This is a genomic window from Clostridium sp. TJA085 (assembly GCF_058310235.1).
In genome coordinates this window covers 904,257-921,174 of the sequence record NZ_JBZEEZ010000001.1, presented here as the reverse complement: position 1 = coordinate 921,174, position 16,918 = coordinate 904,257, and the positions used below count along the sequence as shown (strand labels likewise).

At 27.0% G+C, this 16,918-nt stretch carries 12 protein-coding genes; 9 read left to right on the top strand and 3 right to left on the bottom strand.

Annotated elements, in window-relative coordinates:
• Positions 1-20 precede the first annotated feature (20 nt).
• Genes AC4FQW_RS04780 through AC4FQW_RS04770 form a run of 3 tightly spaced genes read right to left on the bottom strand, consistent with a single transcriptional unit; the run spans position 21 to position 2,058 of the window.
• Positions 21-521: a hypothetical protein gene (locus AC4FQW_RS04780; RefSeq protein ID WP_491147551.1), complete on the bottom strand. Its 501-nt coding sequence runs from the start codon at positions 519-521 to the stop codon at positions 21-23.
• Between the two features lie 22 nt (positions 522-543).
• The gene (locus AC4FQW_RS04775; protein WP_491147549.1) at positions 544-1,158 is read right to left on the bottom strand and encodes a J domain-containing protein; all 615 of its coding nucleotides are present in this window, start codon (positions 1,156-1,158) and stop codon (positions 544-546) included.
• Positions 1,159-2,058, bottom strand: coding sequence for a DUF5685 family protein (locus tag AC4FQW_RS04770; protein WP_491147548.1), 900 nt, complete (start codon positions 2,056-2,058; stop codon positions 1,159-1,161).
• Between the two features lie 299 nt (positions 2,059-2,357).
• Between AC4FQW_RS04770 and AC4FQW_RS04765 the strand changes: the two genes are divergently transcribed.
• The 9 genes from AC4FQW_RS04765 (at position 2,358) to purH (ending at position 16,914) form a co-directional block, all read left to right on the top strand.
• Positions 2,358-4,418 carry an efflux RND transporter permease subunit gene (locus AC4FQW_RS04765; protein ID WP_491147546.1) on the top strand — a complete coding sequence of 687 codons (2,061 nt, stop codon included), beginning with the start codon at positions 2,358-2,360 and terminating at the stop codon, positions 4,416-4,418.
• A gap of 26 nt (positions 4,419-4,444) precedes the next feature.
• Complete coding sequence (locus AC4FQW_RS04760) at positions 4,445-7,054, top strand: hypothetical protein (RefSeq protein WP_491147544.1); 2,610 nt, start codon at positions 4,445-4,447, stop codon at positions 7,052-7,054.
• A gap of 302 nt (positions 7,055-7,356) precedes the next feature.
• Positions 7,357-11,115, top strand: coding sequence for a phosphoribosylformylglycinamidine synthase (locus tag AC4FQW_RS04755; RefSeq protein ID WP_491147542.1), 3,759 nt, complete (start codon positions 7,357-7,359; stop codon positions 11,113-11,115).
• A 16-nt stretch (positions 11,116-11,131) separates the two neighbouring features.
• On the top strand, positions 11,132-11,611 hold the full coding sequence (gene purE / locus AC4FQW_RS04750) for a 5-(carboxyamino)imidazole ribonucleotide mutase (RefSeq protein WP_303129276.1): 480 nt from the start codon (positions 11,132-11,134) through the stop codon (positions 11,609-11,611).
• Entirely contained in the window at positions 11,611-12,318 is a 708-nt protein-coding gene (gene purC, locus AC4FQW_RS04745; protein WP_491147540.1) for a phosphoribosylaminoimidazolesuccinocarboxamide synthase, read from the top strand. Before purE ends, purC begins: the two co-directional genes overlap by 1 nt.
• A 26-nt stretch (positions 12,319-12,344) precedes the next feature.
• Entirely contained in the window at positions 12,345-13,784 is a 1,440-nt protein-coding gene (gene purF, locus AC4FQW_RS04740; RefSeq protein ID WP_491147538.1) for an amidophosphoribosyltransferase, read from the top strand.
• A 10-nt stretch (positions 13,785-13,794) separates the two neighbouring features.
• Entirely contained in the window at positions 13,795-14,796 is a 1,002-nt protein-coding gene (gene purM, locus AC4FQW_RS04735; protein ID WP_303129272.1) for a phosphoribosylformylglycinamidine cyclo-ligase, read from the top strand.
• Positions 14,784-15,407: a phosphoribosylglycinamide formyltransferase gene (purN, locus tag AC4FQW_RS04730; RefSeq protein ID WP_491147536.1), complete on the top strand. Its 624-nt coding sequence runs from the start codon at positions 14,784-14,786 to the stop codon at positions 15,405-15,407. Before purM ends, purN begins: the two co-directional genes overlap by 13 nt.
• 4 nt (positions 15,408-15,411) lie before the next feature.
• A complete protein-coding gene (purH, locus tag AC4FQW_RS04725; RefSeq protein ID WP_491147534.1) occupies positions 15,412-16,914 on the top strand; it encodes a bifunctional phosphoribosylaminoimidazolecarboxamide formyltransferase/IMP cyclohydrolase in 1,503 nt (500 codons plus the stop codon).
• The last annotated feature ends 4 nt before the right edge of the window (positions 16,915-16,918 follow it).

The following is a 16,918-nucleotide window of genomic DNA, read 5'->3' as shown; positions in this document are numbered from 1 at the left end:
AATAATAGTGCTTTGTTTTTTTACTTATTATGAAATTTAGAAATATAAAACGTTATTATTAATGTTAAGGCATAATCAAATATAAGAAATGCAATTTGAGCTAATATAATAAGAATCCATATAGGAATATTTAAATTTATAGGTGCTATAAATTTTGTGAATAAAATATAGCCTAAAATTAGCATTATATTTGAAAATGATAATTTTAATAATATTTCTAATGGCATATTTCTTAGTTTTTCAATATAAAACTTAACTAAACCATAAATTCCAAAGTAAAGTATAAAAGGAATCATTATATCTAATGGAACTAAAAAGAACCCTATTATAGATGAAGCTATATAAACAAAGATTCCAACCTGTACATTACTTCTAATAATTGCTATAGGAACAAAACAAGATGAAATTGTAAGAATAGCAAAAGTATTTATTGGTATAAGAATATTAATAAATAATACAATTATAGTTAATGAAGTTAGTATACCACCTAATGCTAAATCTTTAGCTTTTAAATTTTTCATAATAATAAGCCTCCAAAACTTATTAACAGCAACCTATAAGATCGCCACCAAAACATTCACAAAGACTATCTAAACACCAAAGGTTTAAACAACAATTGCAAGCATCTGCATTACCTGCACCAGATGTTCTGTATGGATTTCCATAATTACTAGCTCTCATGTTTATTTGATTTAATACTTGCCTGTATTCAAAGTTATTAGGATCCATATTTACAGCTGTTTGTAGATAATTAACAGCTGAATCATACCATCCTTTTTGAAGATGACATACTCCCATTAAGAAGTTCCATTCAGCATTTCTGTTAGATATTGAATTTAATTTATTTTCAGCTAAAGGTATGTTTCTACTTTGTATAAGTCTTCTAATTTCTTGAAAAGTATATATATCATTGTTACTTTGATTATTATAAGATGAATTGTTATAATTACTATTTGTATTATAGCTTGAATTATTATTTCCTTTTGTTAACATATCATAAGCTGCATTTATTTCTGTAAGCTTTTCTTGTGCTAAATCTTTTAGGGGATTATCACCATATTGATCTGGATGATATTGTTTTACAAGCTTTCTATATGCACTTTTAATTTCCTCTTGTGATGCTCCTTCTTTTAAGCCAAGTACTTCATAAGGATTCATTTAAATTTCACTACCTTTCTTTTTACACTTACATTTATTTGTTATATTAATGTATTTATCCATCATACCTAGGTCAATTATATTTTCTAAAATCTCTCTATTTTTATTAAGAGGAAGTTTAGATAAAATTTCTCTACAAGTATATGCTGAATTAAAAATACTAAATTCAATTCTTTTTTTTATTTCTTTTAGTAATTCATCATAAGTTAAGTTATTTTTGTTGTATAAAAAATTTATTGGATTAAATTTTTTTTCTTTCATATCTTTTTCTAAATCATCTAAAGCATCTATTAAATATATCCACTTACCTAAAGAATAGCCAAAAGTATAAAGATTTTCCCTTAAAGTTAATGAATCTTCTTTAAACTTATAAGGAAATTCTTTAAGAATAATACCTACAATTTTACTGAAAGGGTCACATATTTCATCTATAGAAACAAAGTTTCTATCATTTTCAAGTTTTGTGAGGTATTTTAAATTTTCCTCAATAGATAAGTTTATTTTTTTTATAGAAGATGGAAATTTTTTATGATAAGGTTTCATAATATTAAGGAAAAATTTACTCTTTAATGAATTATCATCATAAACATCATCTAATAATTTATAATAAACTAAAGCTACATTCATAGTAGCTGCATAGTTTAACGCAGTATTATTTAATAAAATTGGCTTTTTTTTTGTAGGATGAGCCATACATCTTTTTAATTTTAAATCTAATTTTTCATTCATTAATCCATCTAAAAGTAGTGCCAAGAAAGTCATATCATAATTTAAAGATACTCTAGGAATGTTTCCATAAAGATTTTTAATGCTTAAACAAACTCCGCAATAATAACTTTTAAATTGATTATATTCTCTAATTTTTAATTCTGGTTTTAGAGGAGTTACATAACCAAACAATAAAAACGCTCCTTTAAAAATATTTATTATATTTACTATTATTAATTTATAAATTTTATAAAGCAATATAGCTAATATAGATACTTCAAGTTAAATATTAAACTTAAAATTTAATATTATAAAGTTATTATACAATAAGTTTAATATTTAAAACAGTATTTATAATTCACAGAAAATTTAAATGGAAATTTTAAGTTTATTTAAAACTTTATAAAATTTTAATCAAAATATTTGGATGTTAATACATATAATGGTATAATAAAAATAAATGACTAATAGTCATATAAGGGGGGATAATATTGAAGAATTTTGGGAAGTGGATTTCTAATCACACAAAAACAGTTTTAATAGTAACTGCAGTATTAATAATTCCAGCTATTTTTGGTTTTATAAATACGAAAATAAATTATGATATTTTAAGTTACTTACCACAGAATTTAGATTCTACAAAAGGGCAAAAAGTACTTGATGATGTTTATTCAGATGCTGCAACTTCAATGCTTATAATTGAAGGCATGCCAAATAAGGATGTAGTAAAACTTAAGGAAAAAATTAAAAATATTGAAGGTGTAGAAAATGCTATTTGGATAGATGATGCACTAGACATATCAGTTCCTAAAGATATGTTACCAGATGATGTTAAAAAACAAATGTTTAATGGTGATTCAACTATGGTCATTATAAAATATAATGATTCAGTTGCATCAGAAAATACATTAAATGCAATTGAAAAAATAAAATCAGTAACAAATAACCAGTGCTTTTTAAGTGGTATGTCAGCGATTCTTAAAGATACAAAAGATTTAGCTGATAAAGAAACACCGTTTTATGTAATATTGGCAGTAATAATTTCTTTAGTAGTTTTATTAATTTCTATGGAATCTACATTTGTACCTATAATATTTTTAGTATCAATAGGAATTGGAATACTATTTAATCTTGGTACTAATATAATATTTGGTGAAATTTCCTATATAACTAAAGCTTTGGTGGCTGTACTTCAACTTGGAGTTACTATGGATTACTCAATATTTTTAATGCATAGGTATGAAGAAGAACTTACAAGGTTTGAGAATAGAAAGCAAGCTATGGCAGAAGCAATTCAAACAACAATGCTTTCAATATCAGGATCATCATTAACTACAATAGCTGGTTTCTTAGCTTTATGTGCTATGGATTTAACTCTTGGAAGAGATATTGGTTTAGTTATGGCTAAGGGTGTTGTAATTGGAGTTATATGTTCAGTAACAGTATTACCTGCATTAATCCTTACTTTTGATAAATTAATTCACAAATATAAACATAAAACTATAATTCCTAATTTTGATAATTTATCAAAAGTTGTAACAACTCACTATAAAGTTTTTATAGCAATATTTTTTATACTTTTAGTTCCAGCTATATATGGTTCAAATAATGCAAAGGTTTATTATAATTTAGATGAAACTTTGCCAAAGGATATGCCATCTATAGTAGCAACAAATAAATTAAAAGATAAGTTTAATATGATGACAACACATTTTATTTTAGTTAATGAAAATGTAAAACCATATAAGGTTAAAGAAATAACAAAGAAAATAGAGGATGTTAAAGGAATAACATCAGTAATATCTTATGATAAATTAATAGGTCCAGCAGTTCCAGAAGAATTTATTCCTAAAAATATAAGGGAGATATTTAAAAGTGGTGGATATAATCTTATACTTGCAAATTCAGAATATAAGGCAGCAAAAGATGAAGAAAATAAACAAATTGATGAAATTATAGATATCGTTAAAAGTTATGATAAAGGCGCTTTAGTTGCTGGTGAGGGACCTCTTACAAAGGATTTAATAACAACTTCAGATAGAGATTTTAAAATGGTATCAGTATATTCAATAATAGCAATATTCTTGATAATACTAATAGTATTTAAATCAATATCAGTACCAATACTTTTAGTTTCTGCTATAGAATTTGCTATTTTTATAAATATGGGTATTCCTTATTATACTGGAAATGAAATTCCTTTTGTAGCTAGTATAGTAATTGGAACAATACAACTTGGAGCAACAGTTGATTACGCAATTTTAATGACATCTAGGTTTAGAGAAGAACTTAGAAAGGGATATAAAAAACATGAAGCTATACTTATAGCGGTAAAAGGATCAGCAAAATCTATTGTTACATCTGGACTTACTTTTTTTGGAGCAACAGGAGCTGTAGCAATGGTATCAGATATGTCATTAATTAGAAGTCTTTGTTTTTTAATTTCTAGAGGAGCTTTAATTAGTATGGCAGTAATTCTTTTAATATTACCATCTTTATTATTAGTTTCAGAAGGAATAATAAACAAAACATCATTAAAATGGCGTGGTTAAAATTTATAAGTCAGGGGGAGATATTTATGTATAAATCAATGTCTAAAAAAGTAATAGCATTAGCAATAATAGGTTCTATGGCTACAAGTACAATTGCGGGAGCTAGTGAAATAAACAAAGATGAAAGTGTATATGTAAATCTAAGTTCTGATGGTAAGGTAGAGAAAACAACAGTTACTAACTGGATACACACAGATTCAGGAAATTTAGATATAGAAGATGAGACAAGTCTTAAAAATATAGAAAATATAAAAGGCGATGATAAGCCAATTAAAGATGGAGATAAGCTTAAGTGGAAGGTAAATGGAAGTGATCTTTATTATAGCGGAAATACTGATAAAGAAATTCCACTTGATGTAAAAATAAATTATTTTATTAATGATGAAAAGGTTAAGGAAAATGAGATTGCAGGTAAGTCAGGAAAAATAAGGATGGAATTAGAATTTAAAAATAAATCATCAAAAAATGTAAATATTAATGGAAAAACAAGAAAGATATATACACCATTAACTACAGCAACTATAGTTAAACTTCCTATTGATAAATTTAAAGATTTAAAAGTAAATTCAGGAACAATTATATCAGAAGGAAATAATAATATTGTAGCCTTTGCTGCATTTCCAGGTCTTAAAGAAAGTTTAAATTTAAATGATAAAGATTTAGAAATAAATCTTGAAGATAAGTTAGTAATAGAAGGATATGTAGAGAATTTTGAACTTGGACCTATAATGATAACTGCAACAACACAGTTGCCTGATTTAAGTAAATTAAAAGCTGCTGATTCAATAGATGAAATAAAAGATTCTTTAAATAAATTAAATGATGCATCAGATGAATTGCTTAAAGGAACTAATGCCTTAAGTGAAGGGTTACTTAAAGCTAAAAAAGAATTAGATAAAGGAAAGAGACAATTAAATAACAATAATCTAAAAGAAGCTCTTGGAATTATAAATTCAGATAAACAGGTATCAAAAGCAAATAAATTAATAGATGATGCTTATTTTGCAAAAAATATAAACACAGAAAAAACAAAAGAAGTATTATCTTTATTTACAGAGGATAATGTTGATAAAGTTAATACTTTAATAAAAGATGGAGAAGGAATATTACAAAACCAAAAGCTTTTAGAAGCTTCAATTAATACTTTTAGAGGGCTTTCAAAAGATGACAACTTTAATAAGCTTTTAAATGATATAACGAAGTTAAAAGAGGGATATGAAAATATAAATCCTGAAACTTTAAAAAAATTAAATAATATGACAAATATTGTAAGTGGACAAAACTTAAAAAGAGGTCAAAATTTAATAAATTCAGCAAGGAAAGCAAAGAATTCAATTGAACCAATGGAAAAAGTATTAGATGGGGCTATAAATTCAACACCAGGTGGAAGCTTAGATAAAAAGGCTAATAATTTTTTAGGTTATATAAATTCAAAAATAAAAAATACTCAAAAAATGTTGAGTAATGAAAATCTAAAAAATATGAATGTTATGGCATCAGATATGAAGGTTTATGGATCAAGTTATTTGATAATGAAATCAATGGTTATTGGTGAAATGAATCAAAATAAAATACCATTAGCAGAAGCAAAAGCAAAGGTGAATAAATATATTGATGGAGTCTACGGAAGTCAAGGAGCTCAATTAAAAAATGTAATAAATAGTCTAACAGAAAAAGATTTTACAAAAGATCAAATACAATTAGATGCTAAAAAAATAAATGGATATGGAGAAAATATGAAAGGCATTATGGCAAGTATAAAGGACTTAAAAGAATTAGATCCAATATTAAATTCAACTAGTAGTGTTCTTTCAAATGAAAGCTCAAGAGCTAATATAGCGAAATTTTATTCAAGCTATAAAGACAATAATAATCAAAAAATAATAAAAGGAATTGGAGATAGTATTTTAAGTTTAAATGAAAATGATATAAAAGCTATAGAAGGATTAAAGAATAACTTAAATTTATTATCAGAAGATATAAAATTAAATAAAAATAATATAGAATCAATAAATAAAATGATTAATGGAATAAAAGAAAATAAAAATTTAATAGAAAGTATAAATAAATTTTATAATGATTTAGATTCTTCACAAAAAACAATAGATAGTATTAAGGCTGTATTAAGTAGTGGAAATGGAGAATTAAATATTAAGGAAGTAAAATATTTGGGTAATAAATTACTTTCAATGCAACAGGATTTAAAAGATAGTGAAGATATACTTCGAATAACTAGATCATCATTAGAAAAAGGAAATGTACAAAGAGCAAGAGAGTTAATAAAGAGTTTACCACAATTAGAGGATGGAGTAAATCAACTTGCTGATGGAAGTCAAAAATTAAATAATGGTATGAAGGAATTTAATGAAAAGGGAATAAAAACTTTAAGTAATAAAGGAGAAGAGGCAACAGAAAAGGTTGAAGATGTAATTGAAGTTAAAGATGAGCTTGTAAAATTATCTACTGAATATGATACTTTTACAGGAAAAAATAATAAAATGGATGGTAGTGTAAAATTCATTATGAAAACAAATGAAATAAAGGCCCCAGAAACAAAGGAAGTTAAAGAAAATAATCAAGAAGAAGAAACAGGATTTATTGCATGGATTAAAAAGATAATTAAAAATATATTTTAAATTATCTTATTAGCATAAATAATTTTAAATTTGTTTATAATAAAAATGACCTTCTACATAAAGAGGAGGTTACGTAGGTTGAAACTTGCTGGTGATATCACCAGCTTTTTTTTATTTTAAAATAAAAAATGTATTAAATACGTATTTTAAAAAGAATATATTAAATTAATATACGGATTATAATACGAATATTAAAATAAATAAAATGAATAATGTTGACTTTTTTGCTGCGGAGTGATATTCTGAATTTACAAAAAGAGGTATTTATAAAAGGATTAATAAAAATATGGTGGAGGGATAAGATGGTTAATAATAAAATAATATTTGTTGAAAAAAAAGATGGCTTTGATATAGAGGCAAATATACTTTTAAAAGATTTTAAGGAAAATTTAAAAGTAGATAATTTAATTAATATAAGAGTATTAAATAAATATGTAATAGGAAATTTAGAAGAAATTTATTATAAAGAGGCATTAAACACTATTTTTAGAGAACCACCAGTTGATAATGTTTATGAAGATATTATAAAGTTAAAAGAAGATGAGATTGCTTTTTGTGTTGAATATTTGCCAGGGCAATATGATCAACGTGCAGATTCTGCAAAAGAATGTATAATGCTATTAACATCTAATAACAATTCAGAGGTTAAATCTTCAAAAGTTATTGTTTTAAAAGGAAATCTTTCAAAGAATGAAATAGAAAAAATAAAAAAATATTATATAAATCCAGTAGATTCTAGAGAAGTTTCTTTATATTCAAATGAATTGGTAAATAATACAATTATTCCTAAAGATATTGAAATATTGAATGATTTTATAACTAAAAAGGATAATGAATTGAAAAATTTTCATAAAACTCAAGGACTTGCAATGAGTTTTGAAGATTTAATTATGATTAGAGATTATTTTAAAGAAGAAAATAGAAATCCTAGTATTACTGAAATTAAAGTAATAGATACTTATTGGTCTGATCACTGTAGACATACTACCTTTGAAACATCTATCAAAAAAATCCAAATAGAAGAAAGTAAATATACAAACCCAATAAAAAAATCATATGAAAATTACATAAAATCAAGAGAATTTGTATATGGTGAAAATACAAATAGAAAAATAAGCCTTATGGATATAGCAACTTTATCAATGAAGGAGCTTAAGCTTAAGGGATTACTTGATGATTTAGATTTATCAGATGAAATAAATGCTTGCTCAATAAAAGTAAATGTTGAAACTGATAAAGGTATAGAAGAATATCTTTTAATGTTTAAAAATGAAACACATAATCATCCAACGGAAATAGAACCTTTTGGAGGAGCAGCAACTTGCCTTGGAGGAGCTATAAGAGATCCTTTATCTGGAAGAACGTATGTATATCAAGCAATGAGAATTACAGGAGCTTCTGATCCTACAGTTAGCATACAAGAAACTTTAAAAGGTAAACTTCCACAAAGAACTATAACACTAGGGGCAGCTAATGGATATAGTTCTTATGGAAATCAAATAGGACTTGCAACAGGTCAAGTTGATGAGGTATATCATCCAAATTATGTGGCAAAGAGAATGGAAATTGGAGCAGTAATTGCAGCGGCTCCAAAAGAAAATGTTGTTAGAGAAGCTCCAAATGCTTCTGATGTAGTAATACTTGTTGGCGGAAGAACTGGAAGAGATGGAATTGGTGGGGCAACTGGTTCTTCAAAGGAACATACAGAAGATTCAATAGAAACTTCAGGTGCTGAAGTGCAAAAAGGAAATCCAGTAATTGAAAGAAAAATACAAAGATTATTTAGAAATAAAGAAGTTTCTAAAATGATTAAAAGGTGTAATGATTTTGGAGCTGGTGGAGTATCGGTTGCAATAGGGGAGCTTTGTAGAGGTATTAATATAGATTTAGATAAAGTAACAAAAAAATATGAAGGATTAGATGGAACTGAAATTGCTATATCAGAATCACAAGAAAGAATGGCTGTTGTAGTAAAAAGGGAAAATGCTAAAAGGTTTATAGAGCTTTCAGAAGAAGAAAATTTGGAAGCTAGAGTTGTTGCAGAAGTTACAGATGATGAAAGACTTAAAATGACTTGGAGAGGTAAAACAATAGTTGATATAAAAAGAAGTTTTTTAGATACAAATGGAAAAACTCAAGAAACTAATATAAAGATTAATAAAATAGAAGAATATCCATATGATGTAGAAAATGTAGATATAAAAGAAAAATGGATTAATGTATTAAAAAGTTTAAATGTATGTAGCAAAAAGGGGCTTATAGAAAGATTTGATTCAACTATTGGTGGAAATACAGTTCTTATGCCACTTGGAGGGAAGTATCAAATTACTCCAGCAGAAGGAATGGCAGCAAAAATTCCAGTGTTAAATGGAGAAAGTAAAGATGCATCAATTATGACATATGGATTTAATCCTTATCTTGGAACTTGGAGTCCGTTTCATATGGCATATTATTCTGTAATAGAATCAGTTACAAAGGTTGTAGCTATGGGTGGAGATTATAAAAAAATAAGGTTAACGCTTCAAGAATATTTTGAGAAGTTAGGAAATGATGAAGAAAGATGGGGAAAGCCATTTAGTGCATTACTTGGGGCATTTAAAGCACAAAAAGATTTAGAAATTCCAGCAATAGGTGGAAAAGATTCTATGTCAGGAACTTTTAAAAATATTGATGTTCCACCAAGTCTTATTTCATTTGCAGTAACTGTTGAGAAAGCTAAAAATATTATTTCACCAGAGTTTAAGGAGAAAAACTCAACAATTATAATGTTAAAATCTAAAAAAATAGAAGATGGAACATTAAATATAAATATATTAAAAAATAATTTTAATAAATTACATGAATTAATATGTGATAAAAAAGTAATTTCAGCATATTCAATTAAGTTTGGTGGAGTGGCTGAAGGAATAACAAAGATGGCATTAGGAAATAAAATTGGAGTAGAATTTAGTAATGTTTCTAAAGATGAGTTATTTGGTTTTAACTATGGAAGTTTAATTTTAGAAGTTAAAAAAGATATAAATATAGAGAAAGATTTTGAAGGAACAAATTATAAAGTAATAGGTAAAACATTAGAAAGTAATTATATTAGATGTAACGAATATGACTTAGAATTTAATTTGAATTATTTACAAGAAGCATATGAAGAAAAGTTAGAAAATGTATTTAAATCAAAAATAAATAGTAAAAATAGCGATATAAGCGGTATAAAAATAGAAGAAAAAAATAATTTTAAAATAAAATCATCAAAAGTTAAAATTAAAAATCCTAAAGTTGTAATTCCAGTATTTCCTGGTACAAACTGCGAGTATGATTGCAAAAAAGCTTTTGAAAAAGAAGGAGCAATTGTTACTGAAGTACTTATAAGAAATTTAAATAAAGAGATGTTATTAGAATCTATTGATAAATTGAAAGAAGAAATTGATAAAGCTCAAATAATAATGATACCAGGAGGTTTTTCAGCTGGAGATGAACCAGATGGATCAGCTAAATTTATAGCAACTATATTTAGAAATGAAAAAATAAAGAATAGTGTTATGAATTTTTTAAATAATAGAGATGGATTAATTTTAGGAATTTGTAACGGCTTTCAAGCACTTATAAAATTAGGATTACTTCCTTATGGGGAGATAAGAGATATAGATGAAGATTCAGCAACATTAACTTATAACGATATAAATAGGCATATGTCAACTATAGTAAATACAAAAATAGTTTCAAATAAGTTTCCTTGGCTTAGTGAAGTAGAAGTTTCAGATATTCATCAAATTCCAATATCTCATGGTGAAGGTAAATTTGTAGCAAATGAAAATCTTATAAAAGAACTTATAGATAATGGACAAGTTGCAACTCAGTATGTTGATTTAAATGGAGAACCTACAATGGATATGCCATTTAATCCAAATGGTTCAGTTTTTGCAATTGAAGGTATAACAAGTAAAGATGGAAGAATCTTTGGTAAGATGGGGCACTCAGAAAGAGTTGGGGAAAATCTTTATAAAAATATATTAGGAAACTTTGATCAAAAAATATTTAAAGCAGGAGTAAATTATTTTAAATAAAAGAGGTGTTTTATAAATGAAAGTAGCTATATTTTTTGGGAGTAAATCAGATATAGAGATTATGAGAGGAGCTGCCAATGCTTTAAAAGAATTTAATGTTGAATATGAAGCGTTTATTTTATCAGCACATAGAGTACCAGAAAAGTTAATTGAAACATTAAAAGAAATAGAAGATAAAGGGTGTGAAATAATTATTGCGGGGGCAGGTCTAGCGGCACATCTTCCTGGAGTTATTGCAAGTCATACAACAATTCCAGTCATTGGAGTTCCGGTTAAGGCAGCACTTGAGGGGATGGATGCACTTCTATCAATCGTTCAAATGCCAAAGGGAATACCAGTTGCAACAGTTGGTATAAATAATAGTTATAATGCAGGAATGCTTGCTGTACAAATGCTTTCACTTAAATATCCTAATATAAAAGACGATTTAGTTGACTTTAGAAGAAGAATGAAAAAAAGGTTTATAGAAGAAAATTCAAAAGGAGTTGATTTATAATGGAAAAATTAGAAATGTTATATGAAGGAAAGGCAAAACAAATATTTAGAAGCAAAAATGAAAATGAAGTTATAGTTCATTACAAAGATGATGCAACAGCTTTTAATGGAGAAAAAAAATCTCAAATAAATAACAAAGGTATTTTAAATAATTCAATAACATCAAAAATTTTTCAAATGTTAAATGAATCTGGAATAAAGACTCATTTTATAAAAAAATTAAATGATAGAGATCAGCTTTGTAAAAAAGTTTCTATAATTCCACTTGAAGTAATAGTTAGAAATGTGGCAGCTGGAAGTATGGCAAAGAGATTAGGAATTGAAGAAGGATTTAATCTTAAAACTACAGTTTTTGAACTATCATATAAAGATGATTCTTTAGGAGATCCACTTATAAATGATTATCATGCAGTAGCAATTGGAGCTACAACTTTTGAAGAGCTTAATAAGATTTATGATATGACAAATAAGATAAATGACTTATTAAAAGAATTTTTTAAGAAACAAAATATAAATTTAATAGATTTTAAAATAGAATTTGGAAGAGATGAAAAAGGAGAAATTTTACTTGCTGATGAAATTTCACCAGATACATGTAGATTTTGGGATGCAACAACAGGAGAAAAATTAGATAAAGATAGATTTAGAAGAGATTTAGGAAATGTAGAGGAAGCATACAAAGAAATATTAAATAGAATTAAAGGGTAATTTTAAAAAAAGAGAGGTATTATTTTATGATTAATTCTAGAGAAGAATATATTATAGATCCTCAAAACGATAAATTTAAAGATGAGTGTGGAGTATTTGGGGTTTATTCAAAAGATGGGATAGATGTTTCAGAATTAACTTATTATGGTCTTTATGCACTTCAACATAGAGGGCAAGAGAGCACAGGAATTGCAGTAGCAAATGGAGAGGAAATTATTGCACATAAGGGGCTTGGAATAATCACGGATGCTTTTAAAAATGATGATATAGAATTTTTAAGAGAAAAAAAAGGAAATATAGCAATAGGTCATGTTAGATATTCAACTGCAGGAGCTAAAACAATTGAAAATTCACAGCCTCTTTTAAGTAGTACAAAATTAGGTCAAATAGCAACAGCTCATAATGGAAATATAGTAAATGCTAATGTTATAAGAGAACTTTTAGAAGATGGTGGACATGTTTTTCATACCTCAGTAGATTCAGAAGTTATTACAAGTCTTATAGCAAGAGGAGCAAAAAGAGGTATAGAAAAAGCTGTAATCAATGCTATATCAGCAGTTAGAGGTTCTTTCGCTATGGTTATTATGACAAAAGATAAGCTTATAGGAGTTAGAGATCCAAATGGAATAAGGCCTTTATGTATTGGTAAATATAAAGAGAATTATATATTATCTTCAGAAAGTTGTGCATTAGATTCAGTAGGGGCAGAATTTATAAGAGATGTAAATCCAGGTGAAATAATAATAATAGATAATAGTGGAATTAAAAGTTATAGATATTCAGAAAATACTGTTTGTCAAACTTGCTCATTTGAGTATATATATTTTGCAAGACCTGATTCTACAATGGATGGTCTTGATGTTTATAGTTGTAGAGTTAAGCAAGGAGAAAAACTTTATAAGGAGCATCAATTAGAAGCTGATGTTGTTATTGCAGTTCCTGATTCAGGAATACCAGCAGCTATGGGGTATGCAAAGGCTTCTAATATACCTTATAATATTGGATTTGTTAAAAACAGATATATAGGAAGAACTTTTATAACTCCTTCACAAGAAATGAGAGAAAGAGCTGTTGCTGTAAAACTTAATCCTTTAAAAGTAAATGTTAAAGGAAAAAGAGTTGTTCTTATAGATGATTCTATAGTTAGAGGAACAACATCAAAACATTTAATTGAATCATTAAGAAGGGCTGGAGCTAAGGAAGTATATTTTTTAGTTGCTTCACCAGTAGTTAAATATCCTTGTTATTTTGGAATAGACACTCCATATAGAAGTGAACTTATAGGCGCAAATAAATCTTTAGAAGAAATAAAAGATGATATTGGTTGTGATTATTTGGGATATTTAAGTTTAGAAGGAATGTATGATAGTTTTAATGGAAGAAGAAATTTTTGTGTTGGATGTTTTAATGGAATTTATCCAGTTTCAGCACCTATGGAAGATATAGAAGATAATCTTGAAAGGTAGGGTTTGAGCAATGATAACTTACAAAGAAAGTGGAGTAAATATTGAAGAAGGATACAAATCAGTTAAGCTTATAAAAGAATATGCAAATAAAACTATGGGGGAATTAGTTTTAAATGGTTTAGGTTCATTTGCTGGAATGTTTGAACTTCCTGAAGGATATAAAAAGCCTGTTTTAGTATCAGGAACAGATGGAGTTGGAACTAAACTTGATATAGCCTTTAAAACTAAAAAATATGATACTGTTGGAATTGACTGTGTAGCTATGTGTGTAAATGATATTTTATGTCATGGAGCAAAACCATTATTTTTCTTAGATTATATTGCTTGTGGAAAATTAGATTCTAGAGTTTCATCTGACTTAGTAAAAGGAGTTGCAGAAGGATGTATGTTATCTGATACTTCTTTAATAGGTGGTGAAACTGCTGAGATGCCAGGGTTTTATAGAGATGGAGAATATGATATAGCAGGATTTGCTGTTGGGATTGTAGAGAAAGACAAAATAATAAGTGGAAAAAATATAAAAGCTGGTGACAGTCTTATAGGAATTGCATCATCAGGAATACACTCTAATGGATATTCATTAGTTAGAAAATTATTTAAAGATTTAGATGAAAATTTTGATGGACAGTCTATATGGAAAACTTTACTTAAACCAACAAAAATATATGTAAGACCAATACTTTCTCTTCTTGAAAAATATGAAATAAAAGGTATGGCACATATAACTGGTGGTGGCTTTATAGAAAATATTCCTAGAATGTTTAATGGAAGAGAATTAACTGCTGTTATAAAAACTGACAGTTATCCATTACCTAAAATATTTGAGGAAATAATTAATCGTGGAGTAGAAAAAAGTCATATGTACAATACCTTTAATATGGGAATAGGTTTTGTAATTTGTATTGATAAAGAGGATACTGAAAATATTTTAAGAGATTTATTAGAGATGGGAGAAGTTGCTTATGAAATAGGAAGTATAACTTCTGGAGGTGAAGGGATTTGTTTAAAATAGCAATACTGGCATCAGGAAGTGGAAGTAATCTTCAAGCAATAATAGATAGTGTGGAAAATGGTTTTTTGAATTGTAAAATAGAGATGGTTATAGGAAGTCGTGAAGGTATATATGCAATAGAAAGGGCTAAAAAACATAATATAGATACGTTTATTGTATCTAAAAAAGAATTTGGAGATAAAGTTTCTTATAAAATATTAGAATTAGTAAAAAAGAAAGAAATTGATTTAATAGTTCTTGCAGGATATCTTTCTATATTGGAAGGAAAATTATTAGAAGAATATAAAGACAAAATAATAAATATACATCCATCATTAATTCCTTCATTTTGTGGTGAGAGAATGTATGGATTAAATGTTCATAAAAAAGTTATACAAAGTGGAGTAAAGATATCTGGATGTACAGTCCATTTTGTAAATAATGAGATAGATGGTGGAGAAATAATATTACAAGAAGCTGTTAAAGTTTATTTTAATGATACTCCAGAAATACTTCAAAATAGAGTTTTGAAGAAAGAACATAAATTACTTCCTTTAGCTATTAAATATATAAGCGAAGGAAAAGTGAAAATTAAAGAGGGTAAAGTAAATATTTTAAAAGGAGAGGAATAATTTAATGAAAAAGAGAGCTTTAATTAGCGTGTTTGATAAAGAGGGAATATTAGAATTTGCAAAGTTTTTAATCAATAGAAATGTTGAAATAATATCAACTGGTGGAACATATAAGTATTTAAAGGAAAATGGAATTTCAGTAATTGAAGTTAATGAAATTACTGATTTTCCAGAAATGTTAGATGGAAGAGTTAAAACATTACATCCTAATATACATGCAGGTATATTAGCAATAAGAGAAAATGAAGAACATATGAATACGCTAAACAAAAAAGAAATAAGTACAATAGATTATGTTGTTGTAAATTTATATCCATTTTTTGAAAAAGTTCGTGAAAATTTAGAGTTTGATGAAAAAGTAGAATTTATTGATATTGGCGGCCCAACAATGCTTAGAGCTGCTGCTAAAAATTTTAAAGATGTAGTAGTTATATCTGATAAAAATGATTATAAAATTGTAATGGATGAAATGGAAAAAAATAATGATGTTTCTTATAAACTTAGAAAAAAATTAGCAGGAAGAGTATTTAATTTAATGAGCGCTTATGATGCTGCAATTTCAAACTTTTTATTAGATGATATAGAATATCCGGAATATCTTTCAGTTTCGTTTATAAAAAAACAACAATTAAGATACGGTGAAAATTCTCATCAAAGTGCTGCTTTTTATGAATCAACTATGCTAGATGGGGCAATGAATACATTTAATGTTTTAAACGGAAAAGAACTTTCATACAACAATTTTAAAGATGTAGATATAGCTTGGAAATGTGCTAATGAATTTGATGAACCATCATGTTGTGCATTAAAGCATAATACACCATGTGGAGTGGCAGTTGGAAAAGATACTTACCAAGCTTATATTAAAGCTTATGAAGTTGATCCTACATCAATATTTGGAGGAATAGTAGCTTTTAATAAAAAAGTTGATAAGAGAACAGCTGAAGAGATGATTAAAATTTTCTTAGAAGTTATTGCTGCACCAGAATATGATGATGATGCATTAGAAATATTAAAGCAAAAGAAAAATTTAAGAGTTCTTGAATTTAAAAATCTTCCAAAAGATGATAAGTATATGGTTACAGTTGATGGAGGAATATTAGTACAAGAAGAAGATAAAAATCTTTTTAATGAATTAAAAGTTGTTACAGAAGTAAAACCAACTTCAGAAGAAATGAATGATTTAATATTTGGAATGAAGGTTGTAAAATATGTTAAATCAAATGCTATTGTAGTAGCACATGATGGAATTGCATTAGGTATTGGGGGAGGACAAGTTAATAGAATTTGGCCAACAGAAGATGCTCTAAGAAGAGGAAAGGGAGCAACAATTTTGGCATCAGATGCATTTTTCCCTTTTAGAGATGTTGTAGATAAAGCAGCTAAGTATGGAATAAAAGCAATAATACAACCAGGAGGTTCTTTAAGAGATCAAGAATCTATAGATGCATGTAATGAACATGGTATATCAATGGTGTTTACAGGTATTAGGCATTTTAAACATTAATTAA

Excerpts from the sequence above, each read along its gene's own strand:
- AC4FQW_RS04780 (WP_491147551.1), bottom strand. The coding sequence starts at position 521 with ATGAAAAATTTAAAAGCTAAAGATTTAGCATTAGGTGGTATACTAACT.
- AC4FQW_RS04775 (WP_491147549.1), bottom strand. The coding sequence starts at position 1,158 with ATGAATCCTTATGAAGTACTTGGCTTAAAAGAAGGAGCATCACAAGAG.
- AC4FQW_RS04760 (WP_491147544.1), top strand. The coding sequence starts at position 4,445 with ATGTATAAATCAATGTCTAAAAAAGTAATAGCATTAGCAATAATAGGT.
- AC4FQW_RS04755 (WP_491147542.1), top strand. The coding sequence starts at position 7,357 with ATGGTTAATAATAAAATAATATTTGTTGAAAAAAAAGATGGCTTTGAT.
- purE (WP_303129276.1), top strand. The coding sequence starts at position 11,132 with ATGAAAGTAGCTATATTTTTTGGGAGTAAATCAGATATAGAGATTATG.
- purC (WP_491147540.1), top strand. The coding sequence starts at position 11,611 with ATGGAAAAATTAGAAATGTTATATGAAGGAAAGGCAAAACAAATATTT.
- purF (WP_491147538.1), top strand. The coding sequence starts at position 12,345 with ATGATTAATTCTAGAGAAGAATATATTATAGATCCTCAAAACGATAAA.
- purM (WP_303129272.1), top strand. The coding sequence starts at position 13,795 with ATGATAACTTACAAAGAAAGTGGAGTAAATATTGAAGAAGGATACAAA.
- purH (WP_491147534.1), top strand. The coding sequence starts at position 15,412 with ATGAAAAAGAGAGCTTTAATTAGCGTGTTTGATAAAGAGGGAATATTA.